The organism is Paenarthrobacter sp. OM7 (assembly GCF_029873575.1).
In the GTDB taxonomy this organism is placed as follows: domain Bacteria; phylum Actinomycetota; class Actinomycetes; order Actinomycetales; family Micrococcaceae; genus Arthrobacter.
In genome coordinates, this window is the sequence record NZ_CP123579.1 from 3,951,677 (window position 1) to 3,971,989 (window position 20,313).

Annotated in this window: 22 protein-coding genes; 11 read left to right on the forward strand and 11 right to left on the reverse strand. The window is 63.8% G+C overall.

Annotated elements, in window-relative coordinates; genetic code table 11:
• Positions 1–21 precede the first annotated feature (21 nt).
• From QEH68_RS18195 to QEH68_RS18220, 6 genes are all read left to right on the forward strand, one after another.
• On the forward strand, positions 22–1,035 hold the full coding sequence (locus QEH68_RS18195; RefSeq protein WP_280623895.1) for a hydroxyacid dehydrogenase: 1,014 nt from the start codon (positions 22–24) through the stop codon (positions 1,033–1,035).
• Between the two features lie 62 nt (positions 1,036–1,097).
• A complete protein-coding gene (locus QEH68_RS18200; RefSeq protein ID WP_280623896.1) occupies positions 1,098–2,378 on the forward strand; it encodes a sugar ABC transporter substrate-binding protein in 1,281 nt (426 codons plus the stop codon).
• 114 nt (positions 2,379–2,492) lie between these two features.
• On the forward strand, positions 2,493–3,419 hold the full coding sequence (locus QEH68_RS18205) for a sugar ABC transporter permease (protein ID WP_280623898.1): 927 nt from the start codon (positions 2,493–2,495) through the stop codon (positions 3,417–3,419).
• The gene (locus tag QEH68_RS18210; RefSeq protein ID WP_091552267.1) at positions 3,419–4,360 is read left to right on the forward strand and encodes a carbohydrate ABC transporter permease; all 942 of its coding nucleotides are present in this window, start codon (positions 3,419–3,421) and stop codon (positions 4,358–4,360) included. Before QEH68_RS18205 ends, QEH68_RS18210 begins: the two co-directional genes overlap by 1 nt.
• A gap of 5 nt (positions 4,361–4,365) precedes the next feature.
• A complete protein-coding gene (locus QEH68_RS18215) occupies positions 4,366–5,067 on the forward strand; it encodes a hypothetical protein (RefSeq protein ID WP_280623903.1) in 702 nt (233 codons plus the stop codon).
• An 18-nt stretch (positions 5,068–5,085) separates the two neighbouring features.
• Positions 5,086–6,837, forward strand: a complete 1,752-nt coding sequence (locus QEH68_RS18220; protein WP_280623905.1) for a beta-galactosidase — start codon at positions 5,086–5,088, stop codon at positions 6,835–6,837.
• A 227-nt stretch (positions 6,838–7,064) separates the two neighbouring features.
• Here the strand turns inward: QEH68_RS18220 and QEH68_RS18225 are convergent, their stop codons facing one another.
• The 3 genes from QEH68_RS18225 to QEH68_RS18235 form a co-directional block, all read right to left on the reverse strand.
• On the reverse strand, positions 7,065–7,430 hold the full coding sequence (locus tag QEH68_RS18225) for a hypothetical protein (RefSeq protein ID WP_207595086.1): 366 nt from the start codon (positions 7,428–7,430) through the stop codon (positions 7,065–7,067).
• 87 nt (positions 7,431–7,517) lie between these two features.
• Positions 7,518–9,236 carry an amidase gene (locus tag QEH68_RS18230; protein ID WP_280623909.1) on the reverse strand — a complete coding sequence of 573 codons (1,719 nt, stop codon included), beginning with the start codon at positions 9,234–9,236 and terminating at the stop codon, positions 7,518–7,520.
• Complete coding sequence (locus QEH68_RS18235; RefSeq protein ID WP_280623911.1) at positions 9,236–10,294, reverse strand: agmatine deiminase family protein; 1,059 nt, start codon at positions 10,292–10,294, stop codon at positions 9,236–9,238. The genes QEH68_RS18230 and QEH68_RS18235 overlap by 1 nt, the downstream gene beginning before the upstream one ends.
• 83 nt (positions 10,295–10,377) lie before the next feature.
• On the opposite strand from QEH68_RS18235, the gene QEH68_RS18240 reads away from it, so the two are divergent.
• From QEH68_RS18240 to QEH68_RS18250, 3 genes are all read left to right on the forward strand, one after another.
• Complete coding sequence (locus QEH68_RS18240; protein WP_207595092.1) at positions 10,378–11,013, forward strand: TetR family transcriptional regulator C-terminal domain-containing protein; 636 nt, start codon at positions 10,378–10,380, stop codon at positions 11,011–11,013.
• Positions 11,014–11,073: 60 nt separating this feature from the next.
• A complete protein-coding gene (locus QEH68_RS18245; protein ID WP_207595094.1) occupies positions 11,074–11,724 on the forward strand; it encodes a hypothetical protein in 651 nt (216 codons plus the stop codon).
• Positions 11,725–11,810: 86 nt separating this feature from the next.
• Positions 11,811–12,236 carry a hypothetical protein gene (locus QEH68_RS18250; protein WP_280623915.1) on the forward strand — a complete coding sequence of 142 codons (426 nt, stop codon included), beginning with the start codon at positions 11,811–11,813 and terminating at the stop codon, positions 12,234–12,236.
• Between the two features lie 73 nt (positions 12,237–12,309).
• Here the strand turns inward: QEH68_RS18250 and QEH68_RS18255 are convergent, their stop codons facing one another.
• Complete coding sequence (locus QEH68_RS18255; protein WP_280623917.1) at positions 12,310–12,618, reverse strand: DUF3040 domain-containing protein; 309 nt, start codon at positions 12,616–12,618, stop codon at positions 12,310–12,312.
• Positions 12,619–12,794: 176 nt separating this feature from the next.
• Between QEH68_RS18255 and QEH68_RS18260 the strand changes: the two genes are divergently transcribed.
• Complete coding sequence (locus QEH68_RS18260) at positions 12,795–13,199, forward strand: hypothetical protein (protein ID WP_280623919.1); 405 nt, start codon at positions 12,795–12,797, stop codon at positions 13,197–13,199.
• A 4-nt stretch (positions 13,200–13,203) separates the two neighbouring features.
• On the opposite strand, the gene QEH68_RS18265 is transcribed toward QEH68_RS18260, so the two are convergent.
• The 4 genes from QEH68_RS18265 to dnaK all read right to left on the reverse strand — a co-directional run bounded on the left by QEH68_RS18265 (position 13,204) and on the right by dnaK (position 17,283).
• A complete protein-coding gene (locus tag QEH68_RS18265) occupies positions 13,204–13,626 on the reverse strand; it encodes a helix-turn-helix transcriptional regulator (RefSeq protein ID WP_207595098.1) in 423 nt (140 codons plus the stop codon).
• 10 nt (positions 13,627–13,636) lie between these two features.
• Positions 13,637–14,617, reverse strand: coding sequence for a DnaJ C-terminal domain-containing protein (locus QEH68_RS18270; protein WP_207595100.1), 981 nt, complete (start codon positions 14,615–14,617; stop codon positions 13,637–13,639).
• Between the two features lie 138 nt (positions 14,618–14,755).
• Positions 14,756–15,415, reverse strand: coding sequence for a nucleotide exchange factor GrpE (locus QEH68_RS18275; protein WP_207595102.1), 660 nt, complete (start codon positions 15,413–15,415; stop codon positions 14,756–14,758).
• A gap of 2 nt (positions 15,416–15,417) precedes the next feature.
• Positions 15,418–17,283, reverse strand: a complete 1,866-nt coding sequence (gene dnaK / locus QEH68_RS18280; RefSeq protein ID WP_207595104.1) for a molecular chaperone DnaK — start codon at positions 17,281–17,283, stop codon at positions 15,418–15,420.
• A gap of 366 nt (positions 17,284–17,649) precedes the next feature.
• Here dnaK and QEH68_RS18285 point away from each other — a divergent pair, with 366 nt between their 5' ends.
• Complete coding sequence (locus QEH68_RS18285) at positions 17,650–17,880, forward strand: hypothetical protein (protein ID WP_280623925.1); 231 nt, start codon at positions 17,650–17,652, stop codon at positions 17,878–17,880.
• On the opposite strand, the gene QEH68_RS18290 is transcribed toward QEH68_RS18285, so the two are convergent.
• Genes QEH68_RS18290 through QEH68_RS18300 form a run of 3 tightly spaced genes read right to left on the reverse strand, consistent with a single transcriptional unit; the run spans position 17,855 to position 20,293 of the window.
• Entirely contained in the window at positions 17,855–18,748 is an 894-nt protein-coding gene (locus tag QEH68_RS18290) for a DUF817 domain-containing protein (RefSeq protein ID WP_207595108.1), read from the reverse strand. The two genes, QEH68_RS18285 and QEH68_RS18290, sit on opposite strands and share 26 nt — an antisense overlap.
• Complete coding sequence (locus QEH68_RS18295; RefSeq protein WP_280623928.1) at positions 18,741–19,532, reverse strand: oxygenase MpaB family protein; 792 nt, start codon at positions 19,530–19,532, stop codon at positions 18,741–18,743. The genes QEH68_RS18290 and QEH68_RS18295 overlap by 8 nt, the downstream gene beginning before the upstream one ends.
• 17 nt (positions 19,533–19,549) lie before the next feature.
• Positions 19,550–20,293 carry a TetR/AcrR family transcriptional regulator gene (locus tag QEH68_RS18300; RefSeq protein ID WP_207595112.1) on the reverse strand — a complete coding sequence of 248 codons (744 nt, stop codon included), beginning with the start codon at positions 20,291–20,293 and terminating at the stop codon, positions 19,550–19,552.
• Positions 20,294–20,313 lie beyond the last annotated feature (20 nt).

Here is a 20,313-nt window from a genome sequence, read left to right on the forward strand (position 1 = left end):
CTTCGAAGGGAGGATCCCTCAATGTCGCTCAAGCCCCAGGCACTGCTGGTCATGAATAGCGGAACCTTTGCTGACCAGTTCGATTCCACGCGACTGGAGCGGCTGTCCAAAATGGTGGATCTCGGCGATCAGCCGTGGACGGATTCCCTGGACGAACCCGGATTGCTGTGCCGTTTGGAAGAGGTGGAAATCCTCCTCACCAGTTGGGGAGTGCCGCACCTCAACGCTGATCGTTTGGAACGCATGCCCAAGCTCCGGGCAGTGTTCCACTGTGCAGGAACAGTGCGCAGCTTCGTCAGTGAAGAACTGTGGGATCGCGGCATCACCGTCACCAACGGCGCCGACGCCAACGCGATCCCGGTGGCCGAGTTCACCTTCGCTTCGATCGTCCTGGCGGGCAAGAAGGCGCATGTGCTGGCCAACGACGCCCGGACGCACCGGGAAGACTGGAGCTACATCGGTGATCGCGGCGAACTGGGCAACATCGGCCGGGTGGTAGGCGTCGTCGGGTTCTCCCGCATTGGCCGCCGGGTGGTCCAATTGGTCCAACAACTCCAGGACGTCACCTGCCTGGTCAGCGACCCGTACGCCGATCCATTGGACGTGGCGGCGGCCGGCGGCAAACTGGTCACCCTCGAAGAACTCCTGCCCGTATCTGATGTGGTCACCATCCACGCACCCGCACTCCCCGAAACCCGCAACATGATCAGCACGGCCCAGCTCGGCGCCATGAAGGACCACGCGACGCTCATCAACACCGCCCGCGGTTCGCTCGTTGACACGGAAGCCCTCGAAAAGGAGTGCGCCACCGGTCGAATCACGGCGCTGCTGGACGTCACGGAACCTGAACCGTTGCCGGCTGAGTCCACCCTGTACGAACTCCCCAACGTCATCATCACCCCGCACATCGCAGGTTCGCTCGGGACTGAAACCCGGCGGATGTCCGATGCCGCACTCGATGACCTTGAACGATACCTCGCCGGCAAGGACCTCCTGGCCCAGGTAGTCCATGAGGACCTCGGCCTCAGCGCCTGAACCCAAGCACCATGAAGCCGCAGCTGCGGCAAACTTGTAACCCAGTACTAAAGGAGAACGCAATGAAGCGCACAACCCTCGCCGCAATCGCCCTTGCGGTGACTGCAGGGCTCGGACTCACCGGCTGTGCCGGCGCTGCCGGTCCCGCCGAACCGCAGGCGGCCGAAGGCAAGACCCGGCTGACCGTCTCGGTCTGGAACTACGAGGGCACCCCGGAGTTCAAGGCCCTCTTTGACGGCTACGAGGCCGCCAACCCCACCGTGGACATCGAACCCGTGGACATCCTTGCTGATGACTACCCCCAGAAGGTCACCACCATGCTGGCCGGTGGCGACACCACTGACGTGCTCACCATGAAGAACGTGATCGACTACTCCCGCTACGCCAGCAACGGCCAGCTGCAGGAGATCAACAGCGTGGTGGACAAGGTGGGCAAGGACAACCTCGCCGGCCTGGACGCGTTCGACATCGACGGCAAGTACTTCGCTGCTCCCTACCGCCAGGACTTCTGGCTCCTGTACTACAACAAGGACCTGTTCAAGGCTGCCGGCATCGAGGAGCCGAAGGACCTGACCTGGGAGAAGTACACGGAGATCGCCAAGAAGCTCACCACCGAGGCCGGCGGAAAGAAGACGTACGGCACCTACCACCACATCTGGCGTTCCGTGGTCCAGGCCATCGCAGCGGCCCAGAACGACGCTGACCAGAACAGCGGCGACTACGGCTTCATGGAGGACCAGTACAACACCGCCCTGGATCTCCAGAAGTCCGGCACCACCCTGGACTTCGGCACCGCCAAGAGCCAGAAGACCAGCTACCGCACCATGTTCGAGACCGGCCAGGCTGCCATGATGCCCATGGGCACCTGGTACACGGCCGGCATCCTGCAGGCCAAGAAGGACGGCAAGACCAACGTCAACTGGGGCCTGGCTCCACTGCCGCAGAAGAACGACGACGGCAAGGTCACCACGTTCGGTTCGCCCACGGCCTTCGCCGTAAACAAGAACGCCACCCACTCCGATGAGGCAAAGAAATTCATTAAGTGGGCCGCCGGTGAAGAGGGCGCCAAGGCCATCTCCAAGATCGGTGTTGTCCCGGCGCTGCAGAATGAGTCCGTCACCGCTGAGTACTTCAAGCTGGACGGCCTGCCTACGGACGAGCTCTCCAAGACGGCTTTCGCCCCGGATCAGACCGCCCTGGAAATGCCCGTCAGCGACAAGTCTGCCGCGACGGACAAGATCCTCAACCAGGAGCACGACCTCATCATGGTCGGCGAGCGCTCCGTCAGTGATGGCCTCGCCGAGATGGGCAAGCGCGTCACCAGCGAAGTCCTGGGCAAGTAAGGCCAGGCAAGCCACTGGTTCCGGTGCTGCGTCCCTGGACGCGGCACCGGACCCGGACCTGAATTCTCCGGATCCTGAAATGGAGGAACGCCCCCGACGCCGGGAGCGGTCATCATGACTACAGAAACAATCACCCAGGCACCTGCCCCCGTGCACAGCCGCGGCAACAGGAAGCAAGCCAGGCGCAACACGCTGATCGGCTGGACGTTCATCCTTCCGAACTTCCTGGGCTTCCTGGCCTTCACCCTCATTCCAGTCGTGGCCGCTTTCGCGCTCTCCTTCATGGAATGGACCTCATTCAGCGCTCCCAAATGGGTTGGCCTGGCCAACTTCGAGCGCATGTTCGCATCCGACTCCTTCTGGATCGCGCTGCGGAACACCCTTGTCTACGCTTTGGGCCACGTCCCGCTCACCATGGCCTTGGCCCTCATCCTGGCCATGCTGCTGAACCGCAAGCTCAAGGGCATCGGCTTCTTCCGCGTTGCCATATTCTTTCCGTACATCACCTCGCTGGTGGCCGTCGCCGTCGTCTGGAACATGCTGTTCAGCCCGGACAGCGGCCCCATCAACCAGTTCCTCGGCGCCATCGGCATCGCCAACCCGCCGGGCTGGACCTCCAGTTCCGATTGGGCCATGCCCGCCGTCATCATCACCAGTGTGTGGCGCGACATGGGCTACTACATGGTCCTCTACTTAGCCGGCCTGCAGGCGATCCCCACCGAACTGTATGAAGCCGCCGAAGTAGACGGCGCCAGTGCTTGGCAGCGCTTCTGGAACGTCACCATCCCGTCCCTGCGTCCCACCACGTTCTTTGTGGTGGTCATGCTGACGGTTTCCAGCTTCAAGGTGTTCGACCTCATTGTGGTCATGACCAACGGTGGCCCCGGCCGCTCCACCACGGTGCTGTCCCAGCTGATCTACCAGGAGGGCATCGGCGAAGGGAAGTTCGGGTACTCCTCTGCCATTTCGCTGGTCCTGTTCGTCATCGTGCTGACGGTTACCGTCCTGCAGTTCAAGATCCAACAGCGGAGGGAACGCTGATGACCAACATGGCCGAAGACCTCAAAGCCACTCATGTGACGGACGCGGCACCGCTCCCAAACGGCGCACCTACTGCGGAAGATCGCCGTCGTACCGACCGCAAACGCTCCCCGCGCGAGCAGAAGAAGCGGACCGCGAACATCGTGATCTACGGTGTCCTGGTGGTCCTGGTGGCGGCGCTGATGGTGCCGTTCATCTGGATGCTTTCCTCGTCGTTGAAGGAGAACAACCAGGTCCTCACGGTTCCCATCCAGTGGATTCCGCAGGAGTTCGTGTGGAGCAACTACACGGACATCTGGACCCGTATCCCCATGATGGGCTACCTGCAGAACTCGCTGTACCTCGCCGTGATCATCACCTGCCTGCAGGTCCTCACGGGCTCGCTGGCTGCCTACGGTTTCTCCAAGGTCCGCTTCCCGGGCCGCGACGTGCTGTTCCTCGCGTACATCGGTACTATCGCCGTTCCGTGGCAGGCCTACATGGTGCCGCAGTACATCATGATGCAGAACCTTGGCCTGACCAACAGCTTCAACGCCCTCATTCTCTTGCAGGCGTTCGGCGCGTTCGGCGTGTTCCTGATGCGCCAGTACTACATGACCATCCCGGACGAGCTCTGCGAAGCGGCCCGCATCGATGGCCTGAGCGAATACGGCATCTGGGCCCGCGTCATCCTGCCCCTGTCCAAGCCGGCCCTGGCCAGCCTTGCCCTGCTCACGTTCGTGAACACGTGGAACGACTACATGGGTCCGTTCATCTACCTCACGTCCAACCGACTCTGGACCGTCCAGCTGGGCTTGCGGTCCTTCGTGGGCCAGTTCGACGCCGAGTACGCCATGATCATGACCGGCTCCGTGATCTCCGTGATCCCGATCCTCATCATCTTCCTCATCGGCCAGCGCTACTTCATCCAGGGCATCGCGACCAGCGGGATGAAAGGATGAGTGTTGTGGCTGGGCAGAAACGACGGCGGTGGGCCGGACCGGGATTCGAAACCTTCGGGAGCATCTTCGGGTTCATCTACACGTTCCTGGCCGGCAACGCCCTGCTCGCCGTGGCCAACGCCCCGCTGGTCCTCAGCCTTTCGCTGGTGGCCGACCCCGCCGCTGCGTGGCCGTTCTTCCTGGCGCTCTCCGTCACCATTGCGCCGTCGCTCGCCGGCATCTTCGCTGCCTTCAAGGCGTTGAACGACGACGGCGCCGCGGTCAAGCCGGTCGCCGCTTTCCTTCGGGGATACAAACGCAGTTTCGCGAAGGCCGCGGTGCTGGGTGTGGGCGCTGTGGCCCTGTTGATGTTCCTCGGCGTGGACCTGGCCGTCGTCCAGAACAACGTCTTGAGCCTTCCTGGCGCTGCGCTGCTGGTGCCGGTGATCGTCGTAGCAGCTGCCGTGACGGTGAGCCTTGCCGTCACGGCGATTGCCGGCGTCGTACTTCTGCCTGAAGCGAAGCTGAAAAGCATCCTGAAGGCTTCGCTTTATCTGGGGGCGCAGCGCTGGTACCTCAGCGTGGCCATGCTGATCCTGCTGGGGATCATCGTGTCCGCCTCCGTGATGCAGCCGGTCCTGGGTATCGCGTTGGCGCCGGCACCGCTGCTGTTCGTGATCTGGAGCAACGCCGCGTACGCTTTCCACGCCGTGCTGCGTTCCGCGTAGACCCTGTTAGGACCTTTCTTGAGCACCTTCGCAATCGGCGATCAGGACTTCCTCCTGGACGATCAGCCGTTCCGCATCCTCTCCGGAGCCATCCACTACTTCCGGGTTCACCCCGATCTGTGGGCCGACCGGATCCATAAGGCCCGGTTGATGGGTTTGAACACCATCGAAACGTATGTGCCCTGGAATGAGCACTCTCCCGAGCCTGGTTCGTTTGTTGCCGACGGGGGGCTGGACCTGGGTCGCTTCCTGGACCTGGTTGCCGCTTCCGGGATGCACGCCATTGTCCGACCCGGCCCCTACATCTGCGCCGAATGGGACAACGGAGGGCTGCCCGCCTGGCTGTTCACCGACCCCACCGTGGGTGTCCGCAGCAGCGAACCGGGCTACTTGGCGGCTGTCTCTTCCTATATGGAGTCTGTGCTGGCTTTGGTGGTGCCTCGACAGATCACTCAGGGCGGTCCAGTGATCATGCTCCAGATTGAGAACGAGTACGGCGCCTACGGGAACGACAAGGAGTACCTGCAGCATCTGGTGGACCTGTCCAAGCGCTCGGGTGTTGATGTTCCGCTGTTCACCTGCGACCAGCCGTTCGGGACCATGATCGAGGACGGATCATTGCCCGAACTGCACAAGACGGGAACGTTTGGTTCGCGTGTTGAGGAGCGGCTCGGCTTCTTGCGGGAGAGGCAGCCCTCGGGGCCGCTCATGTGCGCAGAGTTCTGGAACGGCTGGTTCGACAACTGGGGAACACACCACCACACCACCGACGCCGCTGCTTCCGCCGCCGAACTCGATGCTCTGCTCACCGCCGGGGCTTCAGTGAACATCTACATGTTCCACGGCGGCACCAACTTCGGCTTCAGCAATGGGGCGAACGACAAAGGCATCTACGAGCCCACCATCACCTCGTACGACTACGACGCTCCCCTCTCCGAGGACGGGCATCCGACGGCCAAGTATTTCGCCTTCCGGGACGTCATTGCCAAGCATTTCCCGGTTCCGGCCGAGGTGCCGGCTCTCCGGGCGCCCGTCCCTGCTTCAGTGGTGGCGGTTTCTTCGACGGCGCCTGCGCTCTCCGACGCCGTAGTTACGTCTTTGGTACCAGGAACCGTTCCGCCCGTCGAGGTGACTGGGCAGTACCGCGGCTTCTATTTGTACGAGGCCTCACTTCCTGGTGGCGGAGTCCTGTCATTCACCGAGGTCCGTGACAGGGCACAGTTCTTCCTGGACGGCGTGCCCGTGGGGGTGCTGAGCCGGGAACTGGGCGAGCGCTCGGTTGTCATCCCCGGTGGTGGCCGCCTGCAGGTTCTCCTTGAGGACCAAGGCCGGGTGAATTACGGGCAGAGAATCGGCGAAGCCAAGGGTTTGATCGGACCGGCGCTGCTGAACGGCGCGGAGGTTGTGGACTGGGAAGTGGGTGCCGTGGACCTGGGCTCGCTGGAGGCATTCCGGTCGGCCGCGGTGCCGCTGCCACCCGGCGATGCTGCGGCCGGCGTGGCTGGTCCGTCTGTTTCGTTCGCGACCTTTGACGCCGATGGCCCGGGAGACCGATTCCTCCGCCTCGATGGCTGGACCAAGGGTGTTGTTTTTGTGAACGGATTCAACCTTGGCCGTTACTGGAGCCGCGGACCGCAGCGCACGCTGTACGTTCCCGGTCCGCTGATCCGCGAAGGCGCCAACGAGCTCGCCATCCTGGAACTCCACGGAAGCGCGACGTGCGAGGTGGGTTTCGCCGTCGGGCCTGACCTGGGCCCCGACGAAAAGTAGCCATCTCTCACATTCCAAGCCCTTCCCGTCCGCCCTCTCTCACATCCCAAGCCCTTCCCGTCCGCCCTCTCTCACTTTCTCCAGGAGAGTGAGAGAGGCTTCCTTCCAAGGTGACGGGATATGAAAGAGCGTTTGCGGCATACAGAAGGGACCGGTCGATCAACCGGTCCCTTCTGTATGTTCAGCCCTGTATGTTGAGCGACTGCGTGTTCAGCGCGCGGGCGTCATTAGCCGCGGCAGAGCTCGCCGTACTTGGTGCCGGCTTCCTGGAAGGCCGAGTTGGCCTCGTCCAGCTTTGCCTGGTGCTCCGCCTTCTTGCCATCGTCGGTCGGCTCCTTCTCGGCCAGAGCATCCAGGTATCCCAGGATTGCCGTGACAACCGGCTTCATGTCGTTGGAAGCCACGGACTCGATGGGCCGGACCGCATTGGCAGCACGGTTCGCTGCAGTCTGGCTCGGGCTCTGCGGGAAGCTGGGTACCACGACGTTAACGCGGTCGCAGGTTTCCGCTGTGGTCAGCTGCTGCTGGGCGGAACAGGCGGATGCCGAGGCGATGAGCCCGGCAGCGATCAGGACAGTGGTGAGTTTCTTCATGATTCCCTCAGTGGTCGACGTCCCTTTGATTGTAATCAGAGCCGGGGCCCGGCCACGCATCGGCCACCACACGGAGGCGAATCTCCGCTACAGCGCCGGCGTCCGGGGCGGAGTCGTGCGCCGGGAGCCCGTCGCTTCGAAAGCGGCAGCCAACGTCAGCAGTGCCGTGTCGTCGTAGGCGCGGCCAGCAAAGGTGAGGCCTACGGGCATGCCAATATCTGCCATGGTTCCCATCGGCACCGTGACAGTGGGGATGCCCAGGTGGCGTGGGACGAGGTTGCCGTTGGACACCCAGACCCCATTTCGCCAGCCGAGGTCCGCGGAGGCAGGGTTGACGTCCATGTCGGCTGGTCCGACGTCGGCCGCGGCAGGGAACAGGACTGCGTCCAGTCCGAGCCCGTCCATCCAGTCCTCCAAGTCAACCCGCCGGGTCTCTTCCAGCCCGCGCACTCCGTCTTCCAGCTCGGGGATCTCAGTGAATTGGGATACGCCGTATTCGCGGACATGCCGGGGATATTCGGAGATGTGGTCGTCGAATCCGGTGTAGCGGTCTGCCAGGGCGCCCTTCGGGTGCGGGAAGATCGCAGCGCCGTCAACATCGGCAAGCCTGTTGAGGGCAGGATCACCGTTGGCGCGAAGGAAATCGTCCCACGCCCAGGCCGAGAGGTCCTCGATTTCACGCTTGAGGTACGCGGAACTGACCAGGCCGCGGGTGGCGATGGTAGGCGCTCCCGGCCGGTCGCCTTCGTAATTTGAGACCACGGGGAAGTCCACCAGGACGACCTCGGCTCCCGCGGCCTCGAGGTCGCGCTTCGCTGCTTCCCACAGGTCAATCACGGAAGCCCGCGTTTCGATTCGCTGCCCGGTGGGGCCACCGATGCCCGGCTGCTCGCTGGTCCCGGCGGCCGGGTCTGCGTTGATGTACATGCGCGGCACTCCGAAGCGCTTGCCCCGCAACGCCGGCCGTCCGGCGTCGAGCGTTTCCGAAGCGAGCGCAACGTAAGACTCCGGCCGGACCTCAGACGATTTAGGGATCTCAACCCACGGCTGAGCGCGCCAAAAATCACCGCGGGACTCGGCGTCGTCGGCCACAATGACGTCCAGCAGTTCCAGCATGTCGGCCATGGTGCGCGTGTGCGGGACTACGACGTCCATGGTGGGTACCAATGGCCAGTTGCCGCGCACCGAGATGACGCCGCGCGAGGGCGTGTAGGCGCACAAGGCATTGTTCGACGCCGGTGCGCGGCCACTTGACCAGGTCTCCTCACCCAGGCCGAAGGCCGCGAAGCTGGCCGCCGTCGCGGTTCCGGAACCGTTGGAGGAACCGGAGCCGAAGGCTGCCGTCAGGTACTCAGCGTTGTACGGGCTTTCGGCGCGGCCATAGACGCCACGCTGCATGCCGCCGTTGGCCATGGGCGGCATGTTGGTGAGGCCGATCAGCACCGCACCGGCATCCCGAAGCCGCTCGATGGTGAACGCATCCCGTTGCGCCACCAGATTCTCAAAGGCCGGCGAGCCGGCCGCGGCAGTGAGACCCTTGGCCAGATAGCTGTCCTTGGCTGTGTACGGAATACCGTCCAGAGGGCCGCGCACAATCCCCCGCGCCCGGCGTTCATCCGAAGCCCGGGCGTCCGCCAAGGCCTCGGGGTTTATGACCACCATTGCGTTGAGCTTGATGCCATTGCGGTCATAGGCCTCGATGCGCTCGAGGTAGGCCTTGGTGAGCTGTTCGCTGGTCAACTCGCCTGCCTCCAGGGCCTCGCGCAGTTGCGCGATGGAGGCTTCTACGACGTCGAAGGTGGCCATTACGCCTCATCCCCGGCGAATTGTGCCCTGCTGAGGCGCGGCTGCTGCTGGGTGATGCAGTGGATACCGCCACCGCGGGCCAGGATCGGTCGGGCGTCCACGGTGACCACGCGGCGGCCGGGGTAGGCCTCGGCCAGGATCTCGGCCGCGAGGGAATCGGCACGTTCTTCACCGTAGCCACAGGCGATGACGCCACCATTGACCACCAGGTGGTTGACGTAGCTCCAGTCCACAAAGCCGTCTTCGTCGCGCAAAGTTTCCGGCGCAGGCAGCGGCACAATCTCGAACGGCTTGTCCGCTGCATCCGTCTGGGTTTCCAGGAATGTCTGGAGCGTGCGGCTGACTTCGTAATCCGGGTGCTCCGGGTTGGTCTGGGAATGCAGCAGGATACGGCCGGGGGTGGGCAGGGTGGCCACCATGTCGATGTGGCCGCGTGTGCCCAAGTCCTCGTAGTCGCGGGTCAGTCCGCGGGGTACCCAAATGACTTTTGTGGCGCCGATGGTGCGGGCCAGCTCAGCCTCAACTGCGGCCTTGTCGGCGAAGGGGTTCCGACCCGGATCCAGCTGCACGGTTTCGGTGATCAGCACGGTTCCTTCGCCGTCCACGTGGATGGCGCCGCCCTCGTTGACCAGCAGTGAGCTGACCAGTTCGGCACCGGACTGTTCAGCGACGAAACGGCCCATGCCGGCACTCTTCTGCCACTCGGACCACGCCGGCGCACCCCAGCCGTTGAAGATCCAGTCCACAGCACCAAGCACGCCGGGACGTTCATCGTCCAGCACAAAGGTGGGTCCGACGTCGCGCATCCAGAACTCATCCAGCGGCGCCTCAATCTGTTCGATCCCGCCACCCAGCATCCGGGCGGCGCGTTCGCGCTCGCTCGGGTCCACCACCATGGTGACCGGTTCGAATTCCGCCACTGCGTGGGCGACGGCGGTCCAGGCCTTATACGCCTCTTCGGCCGAGGCGGCGTCGTCGCCAAGGGTCAGGCCGGTGCGGGGGAACGCCATCCAGGTGCGCTCATGCGGTGCGGTTTCGGCCGGCATTCTCCAAGCCATGGGTGACTCCTTCGTCTTCAGTGCAATTCTCTTGTTGATCATACGATCAACAATGCTGAAAAGGTAATCTAGACTGGTCCTTGATGTCAAGCACTCCACAGAAGCGCGCACTCCGGAAGTCACCGGCAGAACGCGCCGCAGAAATCACCGAAGCCGCCCGCGAGCTCGCCCTCGAGGCGGGTCTCACCGCACTCACGCTGCGCAACGTTGCCGCACGCGTGGGCGTCGCTTCCGGCCTGGTGGCGCACTATCAGCCCAATATGGATGCGCTGGTCTCCAGCACATTCGCCAGCATCGTGGCCGCGGAAACCCAGGAAGTTGCAGGCCTGCTGAGCCAGCGCCCAGGACCATCGGAACGGCTCGGACTGCTGGTGGACACCCTCCTGGACAACAGCAGGCTCGACGTCACGGCAATCTGGGTGGAAGCCTGGACGCTGGGACGGCGCAACGAGACGCTGGCCGCCTCGGTCCGCGAGCAAATGGATGCCTGGCAGGAGGTCTTCCAAGGAGTAGTGGAGGACGGAAACGCGAGCGGAGCGTTCAACGTTTCCGATGCCGCCGCCGTCGCCTGGCAGATCCTCGGCATGGTGGACGGCCTGAATGCGCAGGCCTTGGTCCGCTGGGATGGCGTCAACGATCGCGGCACGCACCTGGCCCGCGCGGTGGAGGGGATGGTGGGCGCTGCCCCGGGCTCCCTGGCTTCGAAACCCGGCGCTTAGGGAAGCCGGTCAGCCCGCTGGTCTTCGGGAGCCGCCGCACCCTGCCCTAGGCTGGAGACCATGGCGATCATTCACAAGGCAAACCTTTCCCCGTCCAAGCTCGAACTCATCGCCGGCTACCTGCCGAAGCAGCCCTGGTTCATCCAGGATGGCACGCCGGAGCTTATTGGCGCCTACCGTTTTGACGATCCCGCCGGCGAGGTCGGGATCGAGACACACGTGGTCGCCGCAGGCGATCGCATCTACCAGGTTCCCCTCAGCTATCGGGGCTACGAGCTGGCCGGCGCTGAGGAGTGGCTCATCGGCACCATGGATCATTCGGTCCTGGGCAAGAGGTGGGTGTACGACGCCTGCGCCGACCCCATTTACGTCAAGGCTCTCGCCACCGCCATTTTGACGGGCCAGGAAGAGGCCCAACTGATCGTTGACGGCGAGCCGGAGCCCCGCCCCAGCTCAGTGACGGTCAAAGGCAGCGGAAAGCTCGACGGCGGCGTCCCCGCCCTGAGTGCCTCGGCACCGGTTTCGGGCAGCGGTGTGACCATCATTGATGCCGGCGAGTTGCGGTTGAAAGTGACCCGGGTGGTTGACGTGGCAGCGGACGCTTCCGCCAACTCGGCCGCGGCTCCGGAACTGCACAGCGAGCTGACCCTCAGCGGTCAGTGGGCTGGGCTGGAGAGCCCGGTGGAGTTGGCTGCCGTAGTCCGCGACTGACCCGACTGCGCCGGTGGCATCTGTTGGACACAGGGGCTCCGGCGTAGGCTGGCTAACGGGGACATCTACGCTTGGAGGGGTGCACTATGTACAAAGCACAGAACATCATTCCCGCCGCGCAGGATCTGGCCCGGGAGTGGGTATCACACGCGGCGGACGGCACGTCGTCCCAGGCCGATGCGGTGGTGAAGTGGGCCTTGACCCGCATCAATCATGCCGATGTTCCGTCCGTGGTTCACGGCGTCATGCTTACGCTGACGGGCAACAAGAAGGCCGCCAAGGAAGCCCAGCGCGCGGCGGCCAAAGCTGTGACAAGGACAACGCAGGCCCTGAAGCGGAACAGCCGGCAGCGCGCACCGCGCCTGTCCGGGTGGATGATCGGCCTGCTCATCGGGGCTGTTGCCGGCGCGGGCGCTGTCCTGGCGTGGCGCATGATGGTTCCCCCGGGCGAACCTGAGCCCGTGAAGCAGCCTGAGGCTCCGGTCCAGCCGCCCGTGCCGCCGGTTCCCTAGGGGACGTCCCCGCACCAGCATCACTATCGCTGAGTGCCCGAGTCGAGTGCCCCGAGTCCGGCGGGCCTGAGGGCTAAGGTACGGGTTCGCCGTCGTGCCTTCCAGACTTTCTCCGAAGCGAGGTCCCGGACAGCAGCCAATACGCCCCGCCGCTGGCCAGAAGGAATCCCAGCACGCCCAAAACAACAAGCTGGGTGATGATCCCGGCGATCACCATCGCAAAGCCACCTAAAACGGCCAGACTGCCGAGGATGGTGCGGGCAGCCTGTCCCCGGGGCCGGCCCGATGTCAGCTCGGATGCGAGATCCGGATCGGTCGAAGCGAGTTCCCGCTCCAGCTCTTCCAAGCTCCTGCGTTCTTCATCGGACAACGACACCGTCATCACCCTCACGATGATCGAGCCATCAGCACGCGCGCTGCTTGCCGTGCCATGCCTACATTATCTGCCCGTTTTGGCGATCAAGCCACAGGTCCAACTCAGCATGCTTACGATGGTGTGGCGGGTTACGGCCTGCTCATGCACGGACTACCTATCGCCGACGGAAAGTTGAACTCCCCATGGCACGAAGAGACTCCACCAAGGCAAACCTCAGCGGAACGGGTTCCAAACGGCGCGGTCCCGGCCGCACCCTCTGGCTCATCGCAGCAGGCCTCGTTGCCGGAATCGCCGGCGGAGCCTTCGCCGTCCGGATGCTGGCTCCGCAAACTCCAAACCCCGAACCTTCGCAGCCCGAACAGCCCGAACAGCCCGAACAGATCCTGGTCCGCGAAGAACCGGTGGAGATTTCCACCAGAATGCGGCCCGGCGAATGGACTGAAGCGTCGCTGCAGGAGCATCTTGAGGATTACCGGCGGCAGATCCGTGCCATGGGTGCCAAAGAATCGCAGATCGTCACCAACGTGGAACGGACTGAAGAGGGTGCAGCCCGGGTAGTGGTGAGCTGGGACCGAAGCCGCGCGTAGCTGGCTACTCCCCGACCCGCGGCCTCCACACCACAACGGCCTGCGATCGCGCCCGCGGCCTCTGCCCTCGGGCCAGGCTGACGACGTCGCCCGCCGCGCCTGCCGCGAAGATGCGCGCGTCCACGGGTGAGCGACGGCGGGACAATTCTTCTGTCAGCTCGGCCACCCGGTACTGCAGCGCAGCTACCTGGTTTTCGAGGTCGAGGATGCGTTTGATGCCTTCAAGCGAGACGCCGGACTGCGAGAGGCGCTGGACCTCCCGCAGTTTGTTGACGTCGTTCTGCGAGTAGCGGCGGGACTTTCCGGGCGCACGGCTGGGCGAAACGATGCCCAAACGGTCGTATTGGCGCAACGTCTGCGGATGCATATCGGCAAGCTCCGCAGCGACGGAGATGACAAATATCGGCTGGTTGACGTCGATAGCCATGACCGCCTCCTTACAACCGGGCCTTTGCGGCCAGGTCGTGACGCGGGTCGGCGTCGGTGGTGGCGGCAGCGAACGCCTTCACGGCTTCCTCCGCTTCCTTGTTCAGGTTCTGGGGGACCGCGACGTCGATGGTCACCAGCAGGTCTCCGGTGGCTTTGGACGTTTTCACGCCACGGCCCTTGACGCGGAGGGTACGGCCCGACGGTGTTCCGGCCGGAACGCGCACCTTGACGGTGTCGCCGTCGAGCGTTGGAACCTCGATGGTGGCGCCAAGCGCCGCCTCCGCGAACGTGACGGGCACGTGGATGCGAATGTTGTCGCCGTCGCGGTGGAAGAAGTCATGCGGCTTCACGCTCACCGTGATGATGAGATCGCCATTGCCGGCCGGGCCAACGTTGCCCTTGCCGCGCTGACGGACCTTCTGCCCGTCCTTGATTCCGGCCGGGATCTTGACGTCGATCACGTTGCCGTTGCTTTCGCGCAAGCTCACTGTGGTGCCCTTGATGGAGCCGGCAAACGAGATGGACGTGGTCGCCGTACGGTCCGATCCCTTCTGCGGAGCCCGCTGGAATCCGGTCTGGCCAGCGCCGCCGAAGCCCCCACCGAACAGGTCGGCAAACTCGGGCGGGATACCGCCGCCCGCAGGCTGACGGGCACCGGGCCCACCACCAAACAAACCACCGAACAAGTCCTCGAACCCACCGTTGGCTCCCGCACCACCGCGGCCGGCACCGGCACCGGGAGCAAACCGTGCACCGCCCATGGCACGGATGGCGTCATACTGCTGCCGGTCCTCAGGACTCGACAACACCGAGTAAGCCTCGGAAATGTCCTTGAACTTCTTCTCCGCAGCAGCATCCCCCGAATTCGTATCCGGGTGGTACTGCCGGGCAAGCTTGCGGTAAGCCTTCTTGATATCCGCGTCGGACGCGTCCTTGGCAATACCAAGGATCGCGTAAAAATCCTTTTCAACCCAGTCCTGGCTGGCCAAGAGCGTTTCCTTTCAAATCAATAATGAGTACGGCCCATTCAACTCACCTCAGGCGAGCTTACAGCGGGCGCGAAACCGGATATGGGGCGGCGGTGTGGAAGGCACCGCCCCATATCCGGTGTAGCGACAAGGTGGAACCTACGCCGGGACAGCCACGATGACCTGGGCCGCACGCAGGACCCGCTCACCTGAGCGGTATCCGGAGCGCAGCACCTGGCTGACCGTGTCCACTTCGATGTCCTCGCCCGGCTGCTGGATGAGTGCCTCGTGGATGGTGGGGTCGAATTCGACTCCGGTGTCCGCGATGCGTTCCAGTCCGTACGTCTTCAGCGCATTCTCCAGCTTGGTGGCGATGGCGGCGAAGGGGCCGTCTTCGAGGTCACCGTGCTGGCGTGCGGCGTCGACGTCGTCCAGCACCGGGAGCAGGGAGTTCAAGACGCCGATGACGGCCATCTCTCCTGCTACGGCGCGGTCACGTTCGACGCGCTTGCGGTAGTTGACGTACTCAGCCTGAAGGCGGAGGAGGTCGTTACGGAGCTCCGCTGCCTGGGCTTCAGCCGCGGCACCGGAGGCTACCGATTCCTCGGCCGGCACCTCTACCCCGTTGAGGATTTCCTCAGCCTGGGAGAGGGCGTCACCGTCCGTGGGAGCGGCGTTGCCGTCGGTGGGAGCCGCAGCTTCGCTGTCAGGCTGACGTGCCTCGCCGGTCTCCGGGTCAACCTTGCGGTTGTCCCGAATGACTGGCTTGCGCGGCTCGTTGCCTTCAGAGTGCTCTGCTTCGTTGCCGTGGTGAGGCATGGCTACTTCTTCGCTTCGTCTTCGTCGATGATTTCGGCATCAACGATGTCTTCGTCGTCAGCAGCCTTTTCACCGGCAGGAGCACCTTCAGCACCGGCACCCGGAGCATCAGCTGCGGCGGCCTGCGAGTAGATGGCTTCGCCGAGCTTGGTCTGCGAGGCCTGGAGCTTCTCGAACGCAGTCTTTACGGCTGCGTCGTCGGTGCCTTCCAGCGCGGACTTGAGGGCGTCGACGTCGGCCTTGACCTCGGTCTTGACCTCTTCGGGCAGCTTGTCGTCGTTGTCGGCGATCAGCTTGTCCACCGAGTAGGCGAGCTGCTCTGCGGAGTTACGGGTGTCCGTAGCTTCGCGGCGGGCCTTGTCCTCAGCGGCGTGTTCTTCGGCCTCACGAACCATGCGGTCAATGTCGTCCTTGGACAGTGCCGTGCCACCGGTGATGGTCATGGACTGTTCCTTGCCGGTGCCCTTGTCCTTGGCGGACACGTGGACGATGCCGTTGGCGTCGATGTCGAAGGTGACCTCGACCTGCGGAACACCACGCGGTGCCGGAGCGATGCCCGTCAGTTCGAACGTGCCCAGCGGCTTGTTGTCGCGGGTGAATTCACGCTCGCCCTGGAAGACCTGGATGGCCACGGACGGCTGGTTGTCGTCAGCGGTGGTGAAGGTCTCGGAACGCTTGGTGGGGATAGCGGTGTTGCGCTCGATAAGGTGCGTCATCACGCCACCCTTGGTTTCGATGCCGAGGGACAGCGGGGTGACGTCGATGAGGAGGACGTCCTTGCGTTCGCCCTTCAGGACACCGGCCTGCAGAGCGGCACCAACGGCCACAACTTCGTCCGGGTTGACGCCCTTGTTCGGCTCCTTGCCGCCGGCGAGTTCCTTGACGAGCTCGGAGACGGCAGGCATACGGGTGGAGCCACCGACGAGCACGATGTGGTCGATGTCGGAAACCTTGATGCCGGCTTCTGCGATGACGTCCTGGAACGGCTTCTTGGTGCGGTCCAGCAGGTCCTTGGTGAGGTCCTGGAACTTGGCGCGGGTCAGCTGCTCGTCCAAGTGAACCGGGCCGTCGGGGGTGACGGACAGGTACTGGAGGGAGATGTTGGTGCTGGTGGAGGAGGACAGTTCCTTCTTGGCCTGCTCTGCAGCTTCACGGAGACGCTGGAGGGCGATCTTGTCCTTGGAGAGGTCGATGCCCTTGACCTTGAGCTGGCTCAGGAGCCACTCGACGACGCGGTTGTCCCAGTCGTCGCCACCGAGGCGGTTGTCACCGGCGGTTGCGCGAACCTGGATGGTGGAGAAGTTGTCTTCGTCCTTGCCAACCTCGAGGAGGGAGACGTCGAAGGTTCCGCCACCGAGGTCGAAGACCAGGATGAGTTCGTCTTCCTTGCCCTTGTCCAGGCCGTAGGCCAGTGCAGCCGCGGTGGGCTCGTTGACAATGCGGAGGACGTTGAGGCCTGCGATTTCGCCGGCTTCCTTGGTGGACTGGCGCTCGGCGTCATTGAAGTAGGCCGGAACGGTGATCACAGCGTCGGTGACCTTTTCGCCCAAGTAGCTCTCGGCGTCGTTCTTAAGCTTCATGAGGATACGCGCGGAAATTTCCTGCGGCGTGTACTTCTTGTCATCGACGGCGACATTCCAGTCAGTGCCCATGTGGCGCTTGACGGACGCGATGGTGCGGTCGATGTTGTTGACAGCCTGGCGCTTGGCGATTTCACCAACCAGGACTTCGCCGGACTTGGAGAACGCAACGACGGACGGCGTGGTGCGGCCGCCTTCTGCGTTGGCGATAACGGTGGGCTCGCCACCTTCGAGAACAGAGACCACGGAGTTGGTGGTTCCGAGGTCGATACCTACTGCACGTGACATATCTTGTTTCCTTTCAATGGCCGATGTTGGAGATTGCACCTGGCAGTGGTCCGCTGTGCGTTTACCTGCCGGAAGCCTGCTCAACAATCGGCTAGTTGAGCGTTCTGCACTCAACTGTACTCAGCCTCAGAGTTAAGTCAATCGAAACTTGAGCGAAGTGCACTCAACTTTGAATATTTGGCTGGGAAATTCCCCGGTATCACGGGGCGCAAGGGCTGGTTTCGCCGACGGTGAACTGTCAGACTGGCGCGATGGAGATCACTGGATACGTGCCTCCGGACGAGTTCTGGGCGATGAACGACCGGCTAGACCAAGAAGTCCGCGACGGCGTGCACCTTCTCCCACTGTTCAACCTTCAAAGCCCTCGTGGCCGAGCGATTCACCATCACCGTTGAAGGCATCCCCGCCGATTTCACCCTCTGGCCGGGAACCACCTCGTGGCTGGCGGCCGGCTCCGTGGGCGGATTCGGCGTCGTGATTGATGCCCGAGGCACCCCGAACCCACCGAAAGCAGTCCGCCTAACCCGGGTGTCCGACGTCGAGCCCTTGCTTCAGGCCCGGCGTGCCGCACTCAAGGCGCTACGCGGCGAAGCCTAGGAGTCTCCGCGTCAGCAGGAGCGTCGAGCGGCTCCGGCTTGTACACCCACGCCACCAGCACCACGGAAATGATCATGAGCAAGAACCAGGCCAAAAGCTTGTCGATGGAGACCGCCTGCCAGCCCTCCAGCTGGTTCGGGTACAGCCACGCACGGGACCACGTGCCGATGTTCTCGGCGAACCAAATGAAGAGGGCCACCAGCAGGAAAGACACCAGAATGGGCATACGGAAGCGACGGCGGAACACCCTGAAGTGCATCACGCACCGCCCATAGACAAGCACGACGGCAGCCAGCAGCACCCATCGCGCGTCGAAGATGTAGTGGTGCGAGAAGAAGTTCACGTAGATCGCGGCAGCAACGAGGGCCGTGATCCACCGGCGGGGGTATCGATCGAAGCGGAGGTCGAACAGCCGGAAAACCCGCACCATGTAGGACCCAACGGCGGCGTACATGAACCCGCTGAACAAGGGCACGGCGCCGATCCGCAGGACACCCTCCGCCTCATAGGCCCAGGATCCGACGTCCGTCTTGAACAACTCCATCACCGTGCCCACCACATGGAACAGCAGGATCACCCGCAGTTCCCGCAGGGTCTCCAGCTTGAAAGCGATCATCAGGACTTGAATGACGACCGCGGCAAGGGTCAGGAAATCGTTCCTGGCCAGCCCTGCATCCGAGGGATACCAGAGACGGGCCCCGATGATCACGGCGAGCAACGCAGCGCCGAACACGCACGCCCAGGCCTGCTTAAGTCCAAAGACCACGAACTCGGTGAGCCCGGCCTGCAGGCGGCCTCCCCGGAACCGGTCCAAGTAGCGGTGGGCAAGTGCGTCGATGGACTCTTCCACCGAGGTGGAACTACGCATGCGGGACCTCGGCTTCCACAACAAGCCGGCCCAGATAGTAGTCGCGGGGCCAGTGCCGGATCCTCTCCGGCAGCCGCGGATAAACACGGCCCATCATCCGCATGGTCCGCTCGAACCGGCGGGCTTGGCCGGCACTCCACTCAAAACCGAAGCCTTCACGCAGATGGTCCGGCAACAGGCCAGCGGTCAGGAAACGTGCCAGCGGCATCACCAGCCGCAGGAACAGCGGTCCACCGGCAGGATAGAGCAGGTCCCGGGCAACCCTCAGCGCTTTATCGTCGGGGTGGAGTCCGCGCACCTGATCGTCCCAGTAGGCAGCGAACGCAGCACGGTCGGCCGGCCACCTGTCCGCCGGAAGCTGCAGGGCTGTCCCGATCCGCGCGTACTCGCGGTAAATGCGGTCGGCGGTGTCGTCGTCGAGCTTTCCGTGGATCTGCTCGTAAACGGTGACAGCGGTCTCGTAGAGGGTGGCGACCACCCACAGCTGGGACTCGGCGTCGAAAGCGTTGTATCCCTTGGTGGCGCCATCGGGTTCCCGGCGAACCGGCGCGTGGGCGCGGTTGACGGCGCGACGAACGGTTTTGAGTTGCTCCTCTGACCCGTAGACCACCGCGTAGACGTACGTCATGGTGGCGCGCAGCCGGTCCATGGGACGCTCAGCGAAATTGCTGTGCTCAGCTACGCCGTGCCCTACTTTGGGGTCGGCGATTTGCAGGAGAATGGCGCGTCCGGCACCGGCGAGCAGGACGCCCTCCGCACCGATGTCTGCCAGCCCTCGAACCATCTGAATACTGTAGCGCCCTAGCCTTGGAGCCCCACCACACCCTGGAGGACGCTCAGCTGGTGGTCGAAGAGCTCATCGCGGGCGGCGAAGGTATCGCGCCCGTACTGCCCGAAAACCTCAAAACTAATGGCCCCAAACACGGACGTCCACACCAGGACGCCCCGCGCCAAGGTGGCGTCGGGCGCGGCGAGATTCATCTCGCCGCGAATGGCTGCCAGGTCCGCGGCCAACCCTTCGGGAACCACGACGGCGGGACTCACCGCGGCGTTGAGCGCGCCTGCCCGGTAGGCGGCATCGAGGATACCGACGAGGCGAACAATGACCCGGGTTCCCGGGACGGTAGTGCGCTCACCCGGGGCTTGATATCCCGGCACGGGACTGCCGAAAAGGAGGGAATAGCTGGCCGGTTCGCGGATGGCCCACGTACGCACCGCCCGGGCCAGCGCCCTGAACTGCGCTGTGAAGTCATCGTGCGCTTCGGCATTCACTGCTTCATCGACGGCGTCGCCAAGCTGGTTGTAGGCGTCGATCAGCAGGAGCGTGAGGAGTTCATCCCGATTCTCCACGTAGCGGTACACGGCAGAGGACACGACGCCGAGATCCCTCGCCACTGCGCGGAGTGAAAGGGCGGCCGCACCATGAACAGCAAGGTGTTCGCGTCCGAGCCGGATGATGTCGGCGATCGTCTGCGTGCGGGCACGTTCGCGGGGCGTGAGGGGCTTGCCCTTACCTTTGGCGGCGGCGGGTTCAGCAGAAGTCATGACCACAGCTTGCCACAATC

Bases quoted from the DNA above. Each gene is read 5' to 3' on its own strand.
- QEH68_RS18195 (WP_280623895.1), top strand. From the start codon at position 22: ATGTCGCTCAAGCCCCAGGCACTGCTGGTCATGAATAGCGGAACCTTT.
- QEH68_RS18200 (WP_280623896.1), top strand. From the start codon at position 1,098: ATGAAGCGCACAACCCTCGCCGCAATCGCCCTTGCGGTGACTGCAGGG.
- QEH68_RS18205 (WP_280623898.1), top strand. From the start codon at position 2,493: ATGACTACAGAAACAATCACCCAGGCACCTGCCCCCGTGCACAGCCGC.
- QEH68_RS18210 (WP_091552267.1), top strand. From the start codon at position 3,419: ATGACCAACATGGCCGAAGACCTCAAAGCCACTCATGTGACGGACGCG.
- QEH68_RS18225 (WP_207595086.1), bottom strand. From the start codon at position 7,430: ATGAAGAAACTCACCACTGTCCTGATCGCTGCCGGGCTCATCGCCTCG.
- QEH68_RS18230 (WP_280623909.1), bottom strand. From the start codon at position 9,236: ATGGCCACCTTCGACGTCGTAGAAGCCTCCATCGCGCAACTGCGCGAG.
- QEH68_RS18235 (WP_280623911.1), bottom strand. From the start codon at position 10,294: ATGGCTTGGAGAATGCCGGCCGAAACCGCACCGCATGAGCGCACCTGG.
- QEH68_RS18240 (WP_207595092.1), top strand. From the start codon at position 10,378: ATGTCAAGCACTCCACAGAAGCGCGCACTCCGGAAGTCACCGGCAGAA.
- QEH68_RS18245 (WP_207595094.1), top strand. From the start codon at position 11,074: ATGGCGATCATTCACAAGGCAAACCTTTCCCCGTCCAAGCTCGAACTC.
- QEH68_RS18250 (WP_280623915.1), top strand. From the start codon at position 11,811: ATGTACAAAGCACAGAACATCATTCCCGCCGCGCAGGATCTGGCCCGG.
- QEH68_RS18255 (WP_280623917.1), bottom strand. From the start codon at position 12,618: ATGACGGTGTCGTTGTCCGATGAAGAACGCAGGAGCTTGGAAGAGCTG.
- QEH68_RS18260 (WP_280623919.1), top strand. From the start codon at position 12,795: ATGGCACGAAGAGACTCCACCAAGGCAAACCTCAGCGGAACGGGTTCC.
- QEH68_RS18265 (WP_207595098.1), bottom strand. From the start codon at position 13,626: ATGGCTATCGACGTCAACCAGCCGATATTTGTCATCTCCGTCGCTGCG.
- QEH68_RS18275 (WP_207595102.1), bottom strand. From the start codon at position 15,415: ATGCCTCACCACGGCAACGAAGCAGAGCACTCTGAAGGCAACGAGCCG.
- dnaK (WP_207595104.1), bottom strand. From the start codon at position 17,283: ATGTCACGTGCAGTAGGTATCGACCTCGGAACCACCAACTCCGTGGTC.
- QEH68_RS18290 (WP_207595108.1), bottom strand. From the start codon at position 18,748: ATGCGTAGTTCCACCTCGGTGGAAGAGTCCATCGACGCACTTGCCCAC.
- QEH68_RS18295 (WP_280623928.1), bottom strand. From the start codon at position 19,532: ATGGTTCGAGGGCTGGCAGACATCGGTGCGGAGGGCGTCCTGCTCGCC.
- QEH68_RS18300 (WP_207595112.1), bottom strand. From the start codon at position 20,293: ATGACTTCTGCTGAACCCGCCGCCGCCAAAGGTAAGGGCAAGCCCCTC.